This is a genomic window from Spirochaetia bacterium 38H-sp, assembly GCA_039023545.1.
Taxonomy (GTDB): Bacteria; Spirochaetota; Spirochaetia; order Winmispirales; family Winmispiraceae; genus Rarispira; species Rarispira pelagica.
On the sequence record JBCHKQ010000001.1, the window covers coordinates 257,244 to 275,308 of the forward strand.

Below are 18,065 nucleotides of genomic sequence, written 5' to 3' on the forward strand. Positions count from 1 at the left end.
CACTAAACCCTTTTCCTATATACAGAACCCCAATCAGTTTTTACAAACTCAAAACCAGTATTCATACCAAAAAGCGACTCGGAATGTCCTATAAAAAGATAAGAATACGACCCCATAGAATCCCACAATCTGTTGATTGTAGCTTTTTGTGCAGCTTCATCAAAATAGATAAGAACATTCCTACAAAAAACTATATCCATATTTCTAAGGCCACTGTCATTCTTAAGATTATGATAATCAAACTGTATCTTCTCTCTTATAAATCCTTTTATATGATAACCCTTCTCAACCTTCTCAAAATACTTCTCAAGATATTTATCTGGAATACCAGCAACCTTTGCATCGTTGTAAAAACCTTCTCTTGCAACAAGAAGAACTGTTAAACTTATATCGGAGCCAATTATCTTAAAATCAAATTCCGAAGGAAGAAGCTCCGACAACAACATAGCTATGGTATACGGCTCTTCTCCTGTAGAACAGCCTGCACTCCATATGTTGATATGACGCTCACCTCTTTTTTTCTTATATTCTATTATATCTGGTACAACATGATTGATAAAAATATCCCAATGCGCATTGTTTCTAAAAAATCTAGTAAGATTTGTAGTTACAGAATCGAGAAAATCTCTGGTCTCATCCTTGCTGGAAACAACTTTATTGTAATACTCCTCCGGAGTAGAAAGGCCTGTTACCCTGAGACGATCTTTTATTCTGCTTTCAAGCACAGCTCTGTTATTGCTATTAAAAGTTATTCCGCTCTCATTATATATAAAGTCAGAATATTTTTTAAAAAGCTCATCGGATAAAAAAGACATAACAACTCCGTAAATAAAGTTTAGGTTTTAGTTTCGTCCGTTGTCAAGAAAGCATTGACAATAAAAACTAGTGTATGAAATAGTATAAAAAGTTTAATATAAGAAAAGGGAAAAAAGATGGGAAAGTATATATTTGTCACAGGCGGAGTATGTTCCAGCTTAGGTAAAGGCATAGCAGCATCTTCTATAGGAAGCCTTCTAGAACTTAGGGGGCTGACAGTAAGAATGATTAAGATAGATCCGTATCTCAATGTGGACGCAGGAACCATGAGCCCTTTTCAACATGGCGAAGTTTATGTTACGGATGACGGTGCAGAAACGGATCTAGATCTTGGCAATTATGCAAGATTCACACATTCCCCTTTATCCAGAGATAACTCCATAACCACAGGTCAGATATATCAGGAAACAATACGGATGGAGCGTGAAGGACGATTTCTGGGAAGAACAGTACAGGTTATTCCTCACATAACGGATAGAATAAAGCACAGGATAAAGAGTATAGGCGATTCTAGCGATACGGATATAACCATCGTAGAAGTCGGAGGAACTGTAGGTGACATCGAGTCTTTTCCATTTCTAGAAGCAGAAAGACAGATGATTCATGAGAAGGGGCATAATAAAGTCCTGTCCATACATCTTACGCTTGTACCAATGGTATCGGGAGGAGAGCTCAAAACAAAACCAACACAACACTCTGTAAAAGAGATGCAGGGCATAGGTATACAACCTGATATATTGTTATGCAGAGCCCCCCATATCTTGGATGACGATATGAGAAAAAAAATAGCCCTCTTTACCAACGTAGAACCAGGAGCAGTCATATCTGCATATGATGTAGAACATACTATCTATCAAATCCCAATAATATTTAAAGAACAAAGACTTGACGATATAATTCTGGAAAAACTTGGAATAGAAGCAAAACAACCGGACCTTTCTCAATGGGAAAGAGTAGTACAAGTTTTTAGCTCATCGGAAGAAAAGGTTACAATAGGGTTTGTAGGTAAATATATAGACCTGGGAGATGCGTATAAGTCCGTAGACGAAGCATTATACCACGGAGGGATAGCAAACAACTGCAAAGTGGAGCTCAAAAAAATCGATGCAGAATTATTGGAAAAATCGGATAACCTTGAAGCATACTTTAAGAATGTAGATGCTATAATTGTTCCTGGTGGATTTGGGCAGAGAGGCATAGAAGGTATGATAAGAACAGCAGAGTGGGCAAGAAAAAACAATATTCCATATCTTGGAATATGCCTAGGTATGCAGATAATGGTGATAGAATACGCAAGAAACGTACTTGGATTAAAAGAAGCGGACAGCACGGAGTTTTCTCCTTCCACACCTCATCCAGTAGTAAGCCTTCTAGAAGAACAGATAGATATAACAATGATGGGTGGAACAATGCGCCTTGGGAAATACACCGCAGAACTTGCCGAAAATAGCAAACTCAGAGAGATATATAAGAGTAATATAATAGAAGAAAGACACAGACATAGATATGAGTTTTCCAACAAATACAGAGAGCAGCTTTCCGCTGCAGGCATGAAAATAGCAGGCATATGCCCGGACAACAACCTCGTAGAAGCAGTAGAATGGGAGGGGCACCCGTGGGGAATAGGTGTACAATTCCATCCGGAGTTCAAATCCAGACCAATGGAACCTCATCCTCTTTTTGCAGGATTTATAGGTGCTGCTTTGGAAAACAAAAGAAACAAAAAAAGCATGGAACTATTTTGATGAACAAATATCTTTTTCCCGTACTGATAACTCTAATAACTGCATCTTGCAGCTTTGATTATTCGGAAGCACAATGGGAAAAAGAAGGAGAAGAGTACCCAGGTCTTGTTATAAACAACTTCAGACACACTGTGGTAAGAAACAGCAATATCCTAGCAAAAATACAGGCAGAAGAAGCAAAAGAATACAGAGAAAGCAACATTCTTGTTCTGAGTCAGGTGTATTTTGCAGAATTAGACGATAAAGGCAAAATAACAAGAGAAGCTACTGCAGATCAAGGCAAGTACAACAAGGCAACAGAGGACATAGAAATTACAGGGAAGGTAATACTAAAAGATTTTTCTGAAAACTTTACTTTAGAAGGACATAATTTATCATATTCTAAAAATAACCATACCATAAAAGCACCAGAAGAAACCGAAATATCCATAAAAAAAGAAAATTACTACATAACAGGAAAAGGCTTCTCCGCTGATACAAAAGAAATGAAAATTAATTTTGACAAAAAGCCGGAAGGCCATTATGAAGAGAACTAGTTTAATTACTGTTTTTATTCTTACAACAAGCACTCTCATCTTTGCAGAAGATTTCTTTTTCTCTGCTGACAACCTGGAAGCAACCCTTGCAAAAGGTAAAGAAAAAACAATACTCTCGGGAAACGCCATAGTAAACGCCGGAAGCAAAAAAATGACAGCTGACAAGATAGAACTGTCTGGTACTGATTTTAGATACGTCAGGTGTATAGGAAATGTAAGATTTTCTGACTCAGAAGATGGAATTTTAATACAGGCCCAACAGCTTTTCTTTGACAGAGACAAAGAACTGTCCCACATAGAAGGCAACATCATACTTGAGGACAAAAAAAACAATACAGTAATAAAAGCAGAGATAATAGACTACGATCAGAAAAACAAGCAGGCTTTTATACAGATAAACGTAAGACTTTTTAAAGAAGATATAACAGGCAGAAGCGAGTTTGCAAAGTACAACAGAGATAAAAAAATCCTTACACTATCCGGTTCCCCCATATTGTACAAAGGAGAAGACAAATATAGCGCAGAAAGAGTAATCGTGGATCTCGAGACAAAAGACGTTACAATGGAAGGGAAAATAGAGGGACAAATAATCCAGAAAAAGAAATCAGAGAACACTTCTCAGGGAGAAAACTAGTGAATACACATACTCTGGGAGCAGAAAATCTGATAAAACGATTTGGCAAAAAAACTGTTGTAAACGGTGCATCAATAGAGATGAAGACCGGAGAAATAGTAGGCCTCCTTGGTCCAAACGGTGCAGGAAAAACTACTATATTTTATATGATAGTGGGCTTTCTAAAACCCGATAGGGGCAGAGTGTTTTTTGACCACCATGACATTTCAAAACTTCCCATGTACAAGAGAGCAAGACTGGGCATCTCTTATCTGCCACAGGAAGCTTCTGTGTTCCGTAGACTCACAGTAGAAGAAAACATCAAGGCAATTCTTGAAGCACGAGGCGACCTAGACAAAAAAGAAATAGAAGAAAAGCTTACATCATTGCTTGATGAGATGGGCATAACACACATAAAAAAACAAAAAGCCTATACGCTCTCCGGAGGAGAAAGAAGAAGAACAGAGATAGCAAGAGCACTTGCAATCGAACCCAATTTTCTATTGCTTGATGAACCTTTTGTAGGAATTGACCCAATAGCAGTGTACGAAATAAAAGAAATAATAAAACAGCTTTCAAGAAAAAATATAGGTATACTAATAACAGACCATAACGCAAGAGACACACTGGAAATAACATCAAGATCATACATAATAGATAAAGGCACAATTTTGGTAGAAGGTGACAGTAAATATATCTCAGAACATTCTCATGTACGAGAGATATACCTGGGAAAAAACTTTGAACTCTAATCAGGTTTCTTTAAAATACATAGCCAGATGAATCTGGGAAGATATAGATTTACCTGGTCCAAGTGCTATCAATCCTAATTCCGGATGATTGAAAGTATTGGCAGGGGCTGTCACAGGCTCTAGAGCAACAGAAGTCCTGTCTGGAGGGACAAACAATTGAAACCCTTTGAGCAGCTCACCATTAAACTCAATTCTCAACATACAGAAAGGCGTTTCTAGAGAAGCCCATCCGGAAGGACAGGCCAAGAACATATCATAGTCATACTCACCCAAATTTCTACCTTTTCTAAAATCATATCTGGTGTTTTCAACACTTCTTAAGACACCTGTAGCACAAAATCTTGCATCTGTTTCTGCATACTTAGACGCAGGTATTGTCAAAATAACATCGTCTATTTTCTTTGTTCCCGGCAAAGAAAAATAAGGATGCCAGCCAAATGTAAGAGGAGCAGAGGTTTTACCGGTATTCTTTATGTCAACTTGGATATCCACCCTGTCAGGACTTACTTGATAAGTAATCACAAGCTTTAATAAAAACGGATATCCGGGGTGAGTACCATCGGTTTGGTAAAAGAGCCTTATCCACTGAGCACTTGGACTTTTGCTGGAAGATATCCTCTCCATACTTTGTCTATATAAAAAACCATGTATAGCATCCCTTTCTTCATTTATCTCCAGCTGATATTGAACATCGTCCCATGTATATTTGCCATCGGGAATTCTATCGTTAAAAGGGAAAAGGAAGCGCCCCCTAAACCATGGATTTGCAACAAGTTCTTCGTCACTGTCATCATGCAAAACCGGGAAAGGCCGCCCTTCTCTAATAAATTCAATCTGCCTAATCATTCCTCCAAGCTCCGGCACCAGAACAAGTCTGGGCAACCAGTCTCCTCCCAACTCCACAAAAGAAGGCAGCCTTTCTATTCTCCCGGAATTGCTCATTACTAACCCTGTCTATTCAAAAAGTGCTTTGTATACCTGAGGATCATATAGCTTAAAGTCAAACTCCCTCACATACTCATAAGGGCCCCTGTCCTCAAGTATTCTTACAAGAGGAGCAATAATCTCCTCCTGAGAAGAAAAAGCCTTTATGGACTTGAGCTTTTTATTAAACATCTCAGTCCTTGCACATATCTCTATAGTGGGCGGAGAAACAAAATCACAGTAGGCAGCAAGCTCATAGACGGCCGGAAAAAAATCCCTACCCTTTCCAAGCTCTGGCCATATCTGGTTGTTGGCATGAAAAAGAGAAATAATCGCTTCCTCATGTGCGACCTTGTGATCAGGATGATAATCGCTATCAGCCATTATAAACACTCTTGTTGGTTTTAACTTTCTAAACCAATATGTAAAAGAATTCTGGAGTCCCACATACCCTGCAATAGCTGCAGCCTCATCCTTCTGTGCTGCACGTCTGCCTTGATACAGGCGAAGCCCTCCATCTGGAAAACCCAGCCATTTTACTTCATCTACTCCCAGGAGAGCAAATGCAGCATTTGTCTCTTTTCTCCTTATCTCTTTTATGTTATCTCTCTGCTCCTCTGTACAATATCCCATGGAGCCATCAGTTACGATGAGAACGTCAACAGATACTTTATTCATAAGAGCCCATTGAATAAGAAGAGCACCACCTATTATAACATCATCATCATGAGGAGAAATAAAGAGCCACTTCTCATCTCTGCCCTGCCAATCTTTAAAGTGTTTATCGGGTACAGATTCTCTTATAACCTCACCCGTCTTAGGATTTCTGCTTTTTAACATATCAACTCCTATCAACCTGTAAACTCGTTTCCTATCTTCCTTGCCCTCTGCGGCTTATCAAGATTTATATCCAATCTCACTCCTGCTTCCACAAGCAGGTTCCAACCTGCTACAAGAAGGAGGTAAGGATTGAGCTCTCCAGCATCGGGGATAACAAAAGTAGGGAACATAGTTTCTCTGGAAGCTATAGCTACAACATTTATTCCCACACCATCTGCAAGAGCTTTCTTTACCTTTTCTTCCAATTCCACAAATGGTTCTATAAGAATGAGGGTTTCCTCTGGATTCATAACCTCTTCTATGCCGTGCACTGCATAAGTACCCTCAAGAAAATCCGATTTTTTCCTTGTAATCTCATTGGTCTTTAGCGTAAGCTCTTCGGCAACCCCGTCGTTTCTTCCGGCAAAATACAACATGGGAGCATCAGCAACCATTCTTACAAAATCTTCGTCAAGCTCTGTCCACAGAACCTTATCTATAAGCTCAGAAAGCTCATCACCCTTTGTAAAAGGCTTATTATTCTTAGCAGAAAAAAGAACATCATAGAACAAAGCCTGTTCTACCACAGACTTTGTAGCAGCAACAGCTTCTTCATTGCCGCAGCCAAGAATGTACTTGCTATCACACATATCCGCAATAGGAGTATTATCATGGGCTACAACAGCACAGGTAGAAGCTTTGATGTTGTTTTCCTGCATATATTTAAGCAATCCTACCCCCTCTGCAGTCTTCCCGGAATTGGATGCAACAAACACGCTCGTATTATCAAGCATGTACTCTTTGCTCTGGGTAGCTCCATCTGTTATAAAAACTTGGCCAAAGCCGCTTCTAAGCGCCTTTGCACGCAACTGTTTTGCAGGAAAAATTCTAGAAGACCCCTCTCCTGTGAGCAGAACCCTGTTATAATCAAGAGGATAGCCGGTAACCCTGTCATAAGGAAAATTCTTTACAACAAAAGCAGTCTCAGCCATTTCCTTTACAAGAGAAAACTGCGTATATCTCTTATCATCTCTTTTCATAAAAACCTCCATGTGCTTAGAAAAGCACTGCATAATCCTCAAGCTCACCCACAAGCGGGGCAAGATAATCAATAAAGGCATCTGTAACATAGCTGCCACTCTCGGCAATAAACTCATCCGGCATGGGCTTGGTCTTTCTTGCAACCTCTGAGAGAGCAATCTCACCATGTCCCCACTTGTATGGAACAGAAGAAAGTCTCTCTATTGTAACCATAACCCCACTCTTGCCTGCCATAGCATAGTTCACTGCAGTTTGTCCGCAGGAATACGCCTCTTCTCTATCTATCAAAGACACCCTGTCGGATGCACACATAGGAAGAGACTCTGTGATCTGAAATTCTCCTCTCACGCCAAGCGACTCACGTATAAGCTTATGCAAAGAAAGAGCAGCAGAAGCACCGCCCATAGCACCAAACTCCGGATTTTTAAAAGAATCGGTTACCTGTGTTGCAGATACAGGAGTACCGTCATCCCATAAAGCTCCCTCGCCTATAACAATAGAACACCATCCATATCGCGCTATAACATCCTCAACCTCTGTAATAACCTTATCCCTTACAAGAGGCCTCTCCGGAATATATATAAGATGCGGAGCATCCTGTTCTCTCTTTTTTGCAAGTGCAGCAGAAGCAGCAAGCCAGCCAGCATCACGTCCCACGGTCTGATGAACAACAAACTTATCCACACGCTGCATATCTGCAGCAAGCCTTCCTCCCTGCAAAACAGAGAGAGCAACATAACGAGCAGCGGACGGAAACCCAGGTGTATGGTCGGTACCAAAAAGATCGTTATCCACAGTCTTGGACACACCAACTCCGCGCAGCTCATATCCCACAGAACGACAATACTGCTCAACACGATTTATAGTATCCATAGTATCATTTCCGCCTATGAGAAAGAAATATCGGATATTATGCTTCTCTAAGAGCTCCTTGATAGTAGGCAAATCATCATCCGTAAGCTTCTTACGCGTAGAACCCAGCGCAGAACCCGGAGTATGCTTAAGCTTTTTAAGATGCCCCCTGTCAAAAGTACCAAAATCCACAAGCTCACCGGCCATAAATCCCTCTATACCATACTTCATGCCATAAACATGCCCGATATCAGACTGAGAAAGAGCAGCCTCGACAACACCCAAAAGACTAGCGTTTATCACAGCGGTAGGCCCGCCCGACTGCCCTACAAGAGCATTACCTTTCATCTTCTCCTCCATGGTTTTAAAAATAAACTAATTATTCTATTTATTACAATGAATAATATCTTATACTTAACTTATAATATTACTATCGCAATTTGTCAAGAAAAATCTTAGGCAATTCTAAAAATACCTTAAACCGAACGCGGCAGGCGGAAAGCCTGCCGCTTTTTTCTAACTTCATTATAAAAAAAGGCCGCCTGTGAGGCGGCCGTTCGGTATAAAATAAAAACTTATGCTGTGAGAATATTTACAACAATTATAAAACTAGTCAGCACTATGATAAAGCCCGCAAGTATCAGCCATGCAAGCTTGGAACCCCAATTGAGCGTAAACCCTACACCAAAGCGTTTCTCAACAAACACAGAAGGGTCATCCGGATTGTAGTAAAACACGCCGGCCTTCCAGTACTTGTCCTCATCCGGCATTTGAGCTGCTTTTTTTATGCCTGACTGTTTTGATGTAATCCTGCTCCCGAGTTGCCCTGTATTTATGGACAAAATTATAGCCCAAAGGACAATCCCAATCGTCCATGTAAAAATAATTACAAACTGTACAGAAGGTCCAAGAGAAAAAGCAGCGGACAGAGGGAACATCATAAAAAGAAGGCATAGCGCCAATCCGCCGAATACGGTAAAAATGCTCCATCGTTTTCTAAAAACAGATTGCTGTTGAGCACTGAGTTTGGGGTTAGAAGGATCAAGCCTTACCCTTGTAAATCGCATGCTAAGATAGACAAATCCCATGATAAGACAGATAAACCCCTGCATAAGAACAGGCCATAGCAAAAAGCCTATACCCTTTTCTATAAAGATGACAGGATTCCCCTGTATATCATAGCGCAAAGGAACGCTATCCGGTATTCTATCCCAAAACACAGAAGGGATTATGAGAGTAAGAGCAATTACTGGAAGATACAGAAGAAAATACCATGGCGATACCAGATTCTTTTTTATTTCTGGCATGGTCATTGCAACCTGCGGCAAAACCTGTGCCCAATTTCTCTGCTCTTTTGTTTTTTTAAGCTTGCTGTGGTTTATATAATAAGCTATGGCTGCAAATACAAGTGTAAGCGTAAAACTCAGGATATATGTATTAAAAAGCAAGGCATCTTCCGCCTTCATTATTGCAGAGACAAGGATAGGAAAAATCGCCACGCCGGATACCAACATAATAAAAAAATAATTTTTATTAAGCCTCTTTACAATACGCTTTACCTCCTCCGTATCCGGAAGGTTTATGCCAAAGGCTTCCGAAGAAGGAAGCAGAAAGGGGGTAATGGCAAGAACAGCCCATAGAATCAACCACTGAACAATAAGAAATATTGATAAAATAGTCATACACATTCCTCCGGTTTTATTTTATATCTTTTTTAGACCACTGCTCATCCAGTCGCTTTATAAGCTCTGCTTTTTCCACACCACGTGCAATGCAAATTGCAGCCATGCGTTCAAGCTCGTAATCCAATTTTTTGTAGAAAGCCAGATCAGGAGCAGGTATACCCGATGCATTAACAAAGACACCGCTGGGAGTCATAACAAGAAAGCCATCATCAGCCAAAAGCTTATAAGCCTTGTTTACTGTATGCAAATTTATACCAAGGTCGCCTGACAACTCTCGTATGGACGGAAGTTTATCACCTGGTCTGAGCTTTTTCTCTGCAATAAAAGAGATAATCTGATCTGCAAGTTGCCTATATATAGGAATATCAGACGAAAAATCAACTGACCACAACATATCATACCCTTATATCTGTTATATAACAAATATAACAGATATCGCAAATTTAGTCAACCCTGGCAATTCTTATAAGAGCAGAAGGCTGCCACTCATCGTATAATTCCAAACAAATACTGTAAAAAAACCGCAACCTGTCATAAGACATCGTTGCGGGGGGTATGTTATACGAGAATATCTATATTTATTACAAAAATTTAAGCCTCAGCCTTACTCTGGGCCTCAAGCAGTTTTTTGTGGACATACTGATTAATCTCACGTTCTTCCAAAACCCCCAGGGCTCTTCCTTCTTTATCCAGAATAGGTATCGCATCAAGGTTTGCCTGTCTTAGCTTTCTTGCAGCATCTGCAAGGCTGAGCTCGGGCTCTATGTGCTGAGATAGCGGAGTAAGAATGTCCTCTGCAAGTATAAAGTTTTGAAGCTCCGGCTCTGCAAGGGCATTTCTAAGATTCTCAAAACCTATCACACCTCTATATTTGCCTTCTTTATCCACGACCAGCCAAAAGTTCTGATCGGATTCTGCATAAACCTTGAGTATTGCAGATAGAGGCATATCGTTATATATTACTTCCGGTCTGGGTCTAACAAGATCAGAAACCCTGGAGCCTGCCAAAATATCTTCTTCTGTTATATTTAATCCTGCTTCTCCTGCCTTCTCTATTGCGACCTTGGTAAAAGCAGGCCCTATAAGCTGTACGATAAAAACCGTGGTAGTTACAACAACCAGTATTGTCTGTCCTATTTCTCCCGGAAATCGCTGAGCAGCAATAAGAGAAAGACCTATCGCAACACCGGACTGACTAAAGAGACACAAAGGTAAGTATCTTCCTATCTTGGAAGGAGCTCCGCTTATCTTTGCACCCAAGGCGGTCCCTACCCACTTTCCCCCCATTCTCAAGGCCAGGAAAGCAGCTATAAACAGAAACATAAGAGGGGTCATGGAGGAGAGCGTCAATTTTGCACCTACAAAGACAAAGAAAAGAAGATAAATAGGCCCTGCAAACTTCTCAAGCAACTTGAGTATAACCGTTGTTTTTCTGGGTGCATAATTCTTGAGAGAAAAGCCCATAACAGTTGCAGCCATAAGCATATCCACCTCAAGAATAAGAGAAATGCCAAGAACAAGAATCACCATACCCATTGTAAAGACAAATATTCTTTCTTCCTCTGTATAATTCTTAAGCTGTCCGGACAATACCCTGGCAGCTCCCCATCCCAAGAGGCTTGCGCCACCTATCTCGTACACAGGTTTTATTATATTCTCCAGGGTGTTAGCAGATAGACCAAGTATTGCAAAAGCTGCACTGGAGCTTATGGCAAAAAGAAGAAGGGCAAGAACATCGTCCAGGGCAATGACACCCAGGAGCGTAGTAGTCATAGTACCCTTTGCCCTATATTCCCACAGGACATCTGTTGTACCTGCAGCCGCAGTTGCTGCGGATATGGACCCCGCAAGAAGAGCAATAACAAGAGCCGTATTAAAACCAAAAACAAAAGAAGACAAAAAGAAAAATCCAGTACCTACAAAGATAAAAGCACCAAAGGCCTCCAAAAACAGCACCCAGCTTAAAACCTTACCATGCTTTTTTAGTATTCCCAAATCAAGCTCGCCCCCCAAGGCAAAGCTTATGAGGCCAAGCGCAAAGTAATTAAAGGGCTCAAAAGAAACAAGAAAATCAGAAGAAAGTATTTTGAACCCACTTTCTCCAACAATAATACCAAGAACAAGATATGCTATAACCTGTGGCATCTTTATCTTTTTAAAATACTTTGCACCTATGGTCCCGCCAAAAAGAACAAGCCCGAGCAAAAGCAAAATATTAAGATGTCCTTCTGCAATCTTTGAGAAAACCTCATTTAAAAATTCCATATGCTCATCCTATCAATATATTATAGACTTCTTCTGGAGATGATGCCGACAGAATCTTTTTTCTCACATCATCCTGCTTGAGTTTTTTCATAAGCTCGGAAAGTATCTTAAGATATTCCTGATGCTGTGACTCGCCTACAAGAATCATGGCTACTATCTTGACCGGCTGTCCATCCATGGACTCATAATCCTGTATTCCGCTTCTGCAGATGCCTACAAGAACTCTAGGATTCTTTATTGCAGAATACCTAAGATGAGGCACACCTATCCCAAGCCCCATCCCGGTACTCATAAGTTCTTCCCGCTCTTCCAGCTTTGTTACAAGCTCTGATTTGTCCAGAGAAGAATCCTCTGCCACTACCCGTGAAGCCATAGCATCAAGAAGCTCGGTCTTGGTCTTTACATTCAGAAAAAACACACTGTTTTTGGAAAGATATTTTTTATAACTCTCGCTCATCCTGTTTTCCCTCCGCTTTGGAAATTATCTCTATTATTTTTTCTGCACTATCCACCGCAATTATATCTTCTCTTACACTTGCGTCAGAAAGAAGATTGGTCAGGGACGCAAGAATTTTAAGATGCAGCTGCAAATTGGGAATAGCAAAAAAACCTATGATATTTACAGACTCCTCACCACCTTTAAAAGGAACCCCTTCAGGACTTACTGCAAGAAGCAGGACATACTCAGGAACAAGCGAAGCATCAACAGCCCGTGGATGAGGAAATGCAAGCCCATGCCCCATACAGGTACTCCACTGCTTTTCCCTCTGCAGAACAAGATTAAAAAGCTCATCAGAGTCCCTTGTCCTCCCCATAGTTGCAGCATGCTCGCACAGCTTTCTTATGGCCTCCTCCTCATTGACAGCAGAAAAACCCGTAAGAACAGTCTCTGACGACAATAACTCTGCTATACCTCCGTGCCATCTCGGCAAACTCTCCCACTCGTCAAAATTCTTACCATTCATCTGTGCATCTATCCACTCAATCAGCTTATCACGGCTAAAACGAAACTGTCCCCCCACCTTCATAGCAGGGATAGTTCCCTCCTTGGCAAACTTTATAACAGTCCTCTCACTAAGTCTCAGAATGCTTGCTACCTCTTCTGTCGTCAAAATAGGCGGATAGGAATCGAGCATATTTCCTCCATTTTACGCTATTTTCCCCTGTTTTTAGATATAATACTATTTTTCAAAAAAGAAAAGCCCTCAAAGTCTTTTATGAGTTTTTTGTCTATTTATTCATAATAAAGCTATACACATTACAAAGAGAATAATAATTATGCCGAACGCAGGAGACGCAGCCGCGTCTCCTGCTGCCTTTGGCAAAGACCATCAGGAAAAAATCATGCTCCGCATATGAGCCGTAGGCAGGACTTGCCGCAGCCTGCAAAAAAATCCGCAGCAAAAGCTGCGGAAAGTCCGTTCGGCATATAATTTATTATTTTATTGGTATTTAAAAATCGACACACCTATCCACTTTGCAGGATCGGACATATCACTGGCAATCATACCAATGGGCACATCGTCTGTGAGTTCTGCGACTAGATATCTCTTCCTATCATGAGAAAAGCGTGCACCATCACCGGCAGTATCAACTGCTGCCATGGCATGCGCATACTCGGAAGAAAGCATAAGAATACCGTCAAAACCAAAATAATGGAGAATTATAAGATAAGTCAGGGCAAGAGAATCACAATCACCAGCTTTTTGCGTAAGACAGCTTACAGGCGGGATAAGGTCGGAGATAGTACCGCTTCTTTTAAAATCAAAGCCCTGCAGCCATTTTAAGAGAACATTGGGATAATCTTGGACATCGATATTCTTTTTTGCCAGTATCTCCTCAAGCTGAGAAACAAGAGGAGCAAGCCGTACATACTGATCTCTTGTTATAAGCCTATAATATCTTTCCCATGCACGATATGCAAGCTCATCCTTGTAAGTCATAAGAATTCTGGCTTCTCTTTCTATCATAACCTGAGAGGCATCTTCCTCCCCTGGATCAATATTGATAGCAAAATCGGTATCCAATATGTTGAGCTTATACTTCTTCTTCTGAGGCCCATCTACGGGATAGAAAAACTGGGATATAGGGCCCGGATAAAAATACCTTTCTTGAGAAGGCGAGAAGGAGTTTACAGAACTTATAATAAGATCAGACACCTTGTCATAAAGCTCCTGAGGTGCATAGGACATAACTATATAATCCATGGGTGCATCGTTTATAAAGACAAAAAAGCCTCTGAGACTACCTTGCTCGACATCAAAGCTCGCATCAGCCAGTATACAGTCATTGTTATCATAGGCAACAAAGCCAGCCGTATCTCCCTTTGCTTCCATTGCACCCAGAAAAGCCGCTGCTATATCCATGGAGGACTCAAACTTATCCGACTCAAAAGCCGCTACCTGAAAAACAACGGATCCATCCGGAGAAGTAGCTGTTAGGCCTTTCTCGGATTGAGTTATCTGCCAATCCACAGGAGGCTCTACAATAAAACCGTATCTGTCATCAGTATACGGGTCAGCATGTATGACAGCCCCAAATATCAGGGAAAAAAACAAAAGAACCGATTTACATGATTTCAAAAAAAATTCCTTTACTGAGTATTTTTATATGATATAATTTAAAATCGGCAGGCTCTTTCCACTTGTTAAGATAAATGTTCTTGAATAAATTACCAGATATACTATATTGGTAATAGATACTTTGACAGAGGAGTAGAATATGGCAAAAAAGGTGTTGATAGCGGATGATGCACTCCTTGCCCGCAAAATAGCAAGAAAAATACTAGAAAAAGAAGGTTATGAGATAGAAGAAGCTTCCAGCGGTGCCGAGGCAATAGAAATGGTAGAAAAAATCAAGCCTGATATATTGCTTCTTGATCTCCTTATGCCGGGGATAGACGGCACTAAAGTACTGGAAGAGATAAAGAACAAAGGCATAAGGCTGCCTATAATCGTAGTCTCTGCGGATACACAGGAAACAACAAGAAAAAAATGCTTTGACCTGGGAGCAAAAGCATTCTTAAACAAGCCGCTCACAGAAGAGGACCTAAAAAAAGCACTCCAAGAGGTACAGTAATGGAAATCAAGGAAATCCACCTCGATTATCTTAAAGAGATAATGAACATAGGGGTGGGAAAAGCTGCAAGTCTCCTCAACACTCTGTTAAACTCTCATATAGAGATGCATGTTCCCGAGATAAACATATTGACAGAAAAAGAGATACTGCAGCAATTTTCTTCTATTGCACCGGAGAAGATATCCTCCGTATTTTTACCTTTCGAAGGTAATATAAGTGGTCTGGCGTTGCTCATTTTTCCTCCTGAGAGCGCTCAACACCTCATTGGACTGCTTTTAAACGATATGCAGGACGACGACGATATCGATGAGCTCAGAGCAGGCACCCTAGCAGAGGTAGGCAATATAGTCTTAAACTCAGTAATGGGCACATTCTCCAATATGTTTTCCTCTGCAGTGCACTACAGCGTACCCAAGTACATAGAAGCAAGACCAGAAAAAATATTTGAAAATTACGAGGAAAAGCATAAAGAATATTCTTTCTTGCTTGCAAGAACTAGGTTTACAATAAAGAGCCTCAATATAGAAGGCGATATTGTAATATTGATGGAAGTAAACCCATTTAAACAACTGTTAAAGGAAATTGATGGACATTATAAATCCATTAAATAAAGGAAAAGAGCCCATAAGCCCTGCATCTCTGGCTCTTCTAGATGCTATTTCCACAGGTCTCTTTCTTATAACCGAGTTCTGGACTGTGCTTTTCTGGAACAGGAGAATGACAGAGTTTACAGGCATAGAAGAACTTGACGTCAGAGGAAGAGATATAAGAGACTTCCTTCCGGAACTATCCAATAATAAATATAAAATTCTAATGGAAATGCTTTTTAAAGAAGGCGCACCCGTAATATTATCCCCCCAACTTCATAAGAAGTTATATAAAAACGTAAAAAATGCAAAAAAAGAAATAACAAGAGAAGCCTTTTTTAACACAACAATAACCCTATCACAGATAGCAGGCACCCCCTGTGCCGTTTTTACGGTAGAAGACGTAACAGACCTTGTAAAAAGAATACAAATGTACAAGGAGATGAAAGACCGGGCAATTGTAGAAATAGAAAGAAGAAAAAGAACAGAAGAACAGCTTAAAAATATCAACAAAAAGCTGGAAAGGACAGCAAGAACAGACCCTCTTACAGGGCTGGGAAACAGACGCGAGATGGAAGAGCGTCTTGATGCAGAGATGGGAAGGTCATCGAGAACAGGCTCCCCTTTCTCCATAATAATGGCGGATATAGATTCTTTTAAAAGCTTTAACGATAATTTCGGACATGACTGCGGGGATTACGTACTGGTAAAAGTCTCACAACTGTTTAAACACAACCTAAGAAAACAGGACACCATCTCAAGATGGGGCGGAGAAGAGTTTCTCATTCTTCTTCCTGATACAAAGAAAGAAGGAGCACTTATTGCCGCAGAAAAACTTAGAAGAAAAATAGAAGAAGCCACATTCCTCTTTGACGGAAAAGAGCATAAGGTAACTTTGACCTTTGGTGTTGCAGCATACGACAATAAGGCCAACAGCGTATACGAATATATAAAAAAAGCAGACCAGGCACTCTTGTTGGGAAAAGCATCTGGCAAAAACTGCGTCTATTCTCTATAATCTTCGGCATGGATATAACAATTTCTCCATCCGCTTTAAAAGGCAGCGTAGAAATACCTGCATCAAAGTCACATACAATAAGGGCACTTATAATAGCAAGCCTTGCGGAAGGAACAAGCATAATAAAAGCCCCTCTTGTATCAAGAGATACAGAGGCATGCAAAAAAGCATGCTCCATACTTGGCGCAGATATACAAAAAACGCAGGATGGACTTAAAATAACAGGCATAGCAGGTGCACCATCTCCACCAGAAGAAATAATAGACGTACAAAACTCAGGAACTACACTCTATCTTCTCACTGCCATAGCCGCACTAACCAAAGGATGGACTATTTTTACAGGCGACAAACAGATAAGAAGGCGCAGTGCTCAACCACTTCTTGAAGCCCTCAACAACCTGGGCGCAAAAGCCATAAGCAGCAGAAACAACGGATGCGCCCCCCTTATGATATCAGGACCGCTACAAGGCGGATATACAAAGCTATACAGCCCAACAAGCCAATATCTCTCTGCATTGCTCATAGCATGCCCGATGGCAGAAAAAGAAAGCACAATAGAACTGACACTACTCAAGGAACATCCCTATATAGATATGACATTATGGTGGCTGAACAAACAAAAAATAAAATACTCAAGAGAAAACTATAAAAGATTTACAATCCTTTCAGGACAAAAATACACAGCCTTTACAGAAAAAATAAGCGGAGACTATTCCTCTGCAACATTCTTCCTTTGTGCCGCAGCAATAACAGGATCTGACCTTACGCTTCACAACTTAGACTACACAGACCCACAGGGTGACAAGAAAGTGCTGGAAATTCTCAAGAAAATGGGAGCAGACTACAGCATAGACAGCAAAAGCAACAGCATAACAATAAACGGCCCAAGCAAACTCAAAGCCACAGACATAGACATGAGCAGCATACCGGACGCGCTACCCGCACTCGCTGCCACAGCCTGCTATGCAGAAGGAACCACACGACTATACAATGCAGAACACACAAGACAAAAAGAAACAGACAGAATATCCGTCATGACAAAAGAACTTACAAAACTAGGCGCAAAAATTACAGAAAAACCGGACGGCATGGAAATCCACGGACCCTGTCCCCTCAGAGGCGGCATAGCACACAGCCATGAGGACCACAGAATCGCAATGGCCATAGCGACAGCAGCCCTAGCAGCAGAAGCTCCAATCACAATAAAAAACGCAGAAGCAGCAGAAGTAACCTTTCCTGAGTTTTACGAGCAGCTTGAAAAATGCACACAAAACAGCAGCATAAAAAAAGAATAACACAATACCGAACGTCGGAAACTAACATAATCAGCAAAC

Annotated in this window: 19 protein-coding genes; 8 read left to right on the plus strand and 11 right to left on the minus strand. The window is 40.8% G+C overall.

The features are described from left to right. Positions 1-2 precede the first annotated feature (2 nt). On the minus strand, positions 3-815 hold the full coding sequence (locus tag WKV44_01040) for a protein-glutamate O-methyltransferase CheR (GenBank protein MEM5947122.1): 813 nt from the start codon (positions 813-815) through the stop codon (positions 3-5). A 117-nt stretch (positions 816-932) separates the two neighbouring features. Here WKV44_01040 and WKV44_01045 point away from each other — a divergent pair, with 117 nt between their 5' ends. The 4 genes from WKV44_01045 to lptB are packed head-to-tail and all read left to right on the plus strand — an operon-like array spanning position 933 to position 4,462. Beyond that, complete coding sequence (locus WKV44_01045; protein ID MEM5947123.1) at positions 933-2,561, plus strand: CTP synthase; 1,629 nt, start codon at positions 933-935, stop codon at positions 2,559-2,561. Next, positions 2,561-3,097, plus strand: a complete 537-nt coding sequence (gene lptC / locus WKV44_01050; GenBank protein ID MEM5947124.1) for an LPS export ABC transporter periplasmic protein LptC — start codon at positions 2,561-2,563, stop codon at positions 3,095-3,097. The genes WKV44_01045 and lptC overlap by 1 nt, the downstream gene beginning before the upstream one ends. Then, positions 3,084-3,731: an LptA/OstA family protein gene (locus tag WKV44_01055; GenBank protein ID MEM5947125.1), complete on the plus strand. Its 648-nt coding sequence runs from the start codon at positions 3,084-3,086 to the stop codon at positions 3,729-3,731. Before lptC ends, WKV44_01055 begins: the two co-directional genes overlap by 14 nt. Continuing rightward, positions 3,731-4,462, plus strand: a complete 732-nt coding sequence (gene lptB / locus WKV44_01060) for an LPS export ABC transporter ATP-binding protein (GenBank protein ID MEM5947126.1) — start codon at positions 3,731-3,733, stop codon at positions 4,460-4,462. Before WKV44_01055 ends, lptB begins: the two co-directional genes overlap by 1 nt. Here lptB and WKV44_01065 read toward each other — a convergent pair whose 3' ends face one another. The 10 genes from WKV44_01065 to WKV44_01110 form a co-directional block, all read right to left on the minus strand. Continuing rightward, positions 4,463-5,404: an aldose 1-epimerase gene (locus WKV44_01065; GenBank protein ID MEM5947127.1), complete on the minus strand. Its 942-nt coding sequence runs from the start codon at positions 5,402-5,404 to the stop codon at positions 4,463-4,465. It abuts the gene before it with no gap. Positions 5,405-5,416: 12 nt separating this feature from the next. Then, positions 5,417-6,226 (minus strand): PIG-L family deacetylase, encoded by an 810-nt coding sequence (locus WKV44_01070; protein ID MEM5947128.1) that lies wholly within the window; start codon positions 6,224-6,226, stop codon positions 5,417-5,419. Between the two features lie 11 nt (positions 6,227-6,237). Beyond that, positions 6,238-7,245 (minus strand): SIS domain-containing protein, encoded by a 1,008-nt coding sequence (locus tag WKV44_01075; protein MEM5947129.1) that lies wholly within the window; start codon positions 7,243-7,245, stop codon positions 6,238-6,240. Positions 7,246-7,261: 16 nt separating this feature from the next. After that, positions 7,262-8,446, minus strand: coding sequence for a diphosphate--fructose-6-phosphate 1-phosphotransferase (locus WKV44_01080; GenBank protein ID MEM5947130.1), 1,185 nt, complete (start codon positions 8,444-8,446; stop codon positions 7,262-7,264). Between the two features lie 227 nt (positions 8,447-8,673). After that, a complete protein-coding gene (locus WKV44_01085; protein ID MEM5947131.1) occupies positions 8,674-9,780 on the minus strand; it encodes a DUF5808 domain-containing protein in 1,107 nt (368 codons plus the stop codon). A gap of 16 nt (positions 9,781-9,796) precedes the next feature. After that, the gene (locus WKV44_01090) at positions 9,797-10,177 is read right to left on the minus strand and encodes a GntR family transcriptional regulator (protein ID MEM5947132.1); all 381 of its coding nucleotides are present in this window, start codon (positions 10,175-10,177) and stop codon (positions 9,797-9,799) included. 197 nt (positions 10,178-10,374) lie between these two features. Further along, entirely contained in the window at positions 10,375-12,048 is a 1,674-nt protein-coding gene (locus WKV44_01095) for a cation:proton antiporter (protein ID MEM5947133.1), read from the minus strand. A 4-nt stretch (positions 12,049-12,052) separates the two neighbouring features. Then, entirely contained in the window at positions 12,053-12,505 is a 453-nt protein-coding gene (locus WKV44_01100) for a PTS sugar transporter subunit IIA (protein MEM5947134.1), read from the minus strand. Next, on the minus strand, positions 12,489-13,184 hold the full coding sequence (locus tag WKV44_01105) for a PTS sugar transporter subunit IIA (GenBank protein MEM5947135.1): 696 nt from the start codon (positions 13,182-13,184) through the stop codon (positions 12,489-12,491). Before WKV44_01105 ends, WKV44_01100 begins: the two co-directional genes overlap by 17 nt. Before the next feature lie 306 nt (positions 13,185-13,490). Further along, complete coding sequence (locus WKV44_01110; protein MEM5947136.1) at positions 13,491-14,630, minus strand: hypothetical protein; 1,140 nt, start codon at positions 14,628-14,630, stop codon at positions 13,491-13,493. A 139-nt stretch (positions 14,631-14,769) separates the two neighbouring features. On the opposite strand from WKV44_01110, the gene WKV44_01115 reads away from it, so the two are divergent. Genes WKV44_01115 through aroA form a run of 4 tightly spaced genes read left to right on the plus strand, consistent with a single transcriptional unit; the run spans position 14,770 to position 18,026 of the window. Next, entirely contained in the window at positions 14,770-15,126 is a 357-nt protein-coding gene (locus WKV44_01115; GenBank protein MEM5947137.1) for a response regulator, read from the plus strand. Next, positions 15,126-15,737, plus strand: a complete 612-nt coding sequence (locus WKV44_01120) for a chemotaxis protein CheX (protein MEM5947138.1) — start codon at positions 15,126-15,128, stop codon at positions 15,735-15,737. Before WKV44_01115 ends, WKV44_01120 begins: the two co-directional genes overlap by 1 nt. Beyond that, complete coding sequence (locus WKV44_01125) at positions 15,712-16,731, plus strand: diguanylate cyclase (GenBank protein ID MEM5947139.1); 1,020 nt, start codon at positions 15,712-15,714, stop codon at positions 16,729-16,731. The genes WKV44_01120 and WKV44_01125 overlap by 26 nt, the downstream gene beginning before the upstream one ends. A gap of 8 nt (positions 16,732-16,739) precedes the next feature. After that, positions 16,740-18,026, plus strand: coding sequence for a 3-phosphoshikimate 1-carboxyvinyltransferase (aroA, locus tag WKV44_01130; GenBank protein MEM5947140.1), 1,287 nt, complete (start codon positions 16,740-16,742; stop codon positions 18,024-18,026). The last annotated feature ends 39 nt before the right edge of the window (positions 18,027-18,065 follow it).

Excerpts from the sequence above, each read along its gene's own strand:
- lptC (MEM5947124.1), top strand. The coding sequence starts at position 2,561 with ATGAACAAATATCTTTTTCCCGTACTGATAACTCTAATAACTGCATCT.
- WKV44_01095 (MEM5947133.1), bottom strand. The coding sequence starts at position 12,048 with ATGGAATTTTTAAATGAGGTTTTCTCAAAGATTGCAGAAGGACATCTT.
- WKV44_01065 (MEM5947127.1), bottom strand. The coding sequence starts at position 5,404 with ATGAGCAATTCCGGGAGAATAGAAAGGCTGCCTTCTTTTGTGGAGTTG.
- WKV44_01040 (MEM5947122.1), bottom strand. The coding sequence starts at position 815 with ATGTCTTTTTTATCCGATGAGCTTTTTAAAAAATATTCTGACTTTATA.
- WKV44_01045 (MEM5947123.1), top strand. The coding sequence starts at position 933 with ATGGGAAAGTATATATTTGTCACAGGCGGAGTATGTTCCAGCTTAGGT.
- WKV44_01115 (MEM5947137.1), top strand. The coding sequence starts at position 14,770 with ATGGCAAAAAAGGTGTTGATAGCGGATGATGCACTCCTTGCCCGCAAA.
- WKV44_01055 (MEM5947125.1), top strand. The coding sequence starts at position 3,084 with ATGAAGAGAACTAGTTTAATTACTGTTTTTATTCTTACAACAAGCACT.
- WKV44_01080 (MEM5947130.1), bottom strand. The coding sequence starts at position 8,446 with ATGAAAGGTAATGCTCTTGTAGGGCAGTCGGGCGGGCCTACCGCTGTG.
- WKV44_01100 (MEM5947134.1), bottom strand. The coding sequence starts at position 12,505 with ATGAGCGAGAGTTATAAAAAATATCTTTCCAAAAACAGTGTGTTTTTT.
- WKV44_01090 (MEM5947132.1), bottom strand. The coding sequence starts at position 10,177 with ATGTTGTGGTCAGTTGATTTTTCGTCTGATATTCCTATATATAGGCAA.
- WKV44_01125 (MEM5947139.1), top strand. The coding sequence starts at position 15,712 with ATGGACATTATAAATCCATTAAATAAAGGAAAAGAGCCCATAAGCCCT.
- WKV44_01120 (MEM5947138.1), top strand. The coding sequence starts at position 15,126 with ATGGAAATCAAGGAAATCCACCTCGATTATCTTAAAGAGATAATGAAC.
- WKV44_01085 (MEM5947131.1), bottom strand. The coding sequence starts at position 9,780 with ATGACTATTTTATCAATATTTCTTATTGTTCAGTGGTTGATTCTATGG.
- WKV44_01075 (MEM5947129.1), bottom strand. The coding sequence starts at position 7,245 with ATGAAAAGAGATGATAAGAGATATACGCAGTTTTCTCTTGTAAAGGAA.
- WKV44_01070 (MEM5947128.1), bottom strand. The coding sequence starts at position 6,226 with ATGTTAAAAAGCAGAAATCCTAAGACGGGTGAGGTTATAAGAGAATCT.
- aroA (MEM5947140.1), top strand. The coding sequence starts at position 16,740 with ATGGATATAACAATTTCTCCATCCGCTTTAAAAGGCAGCGTAGAAATA.
- WKV44_01105 (MEM5947135.1), bottom strand. The coding sequence starts at position 13,184 with ATGCTCGATTCCTATCCGCCTATTTTGACGACAGAAGAGGTAGCAAGC.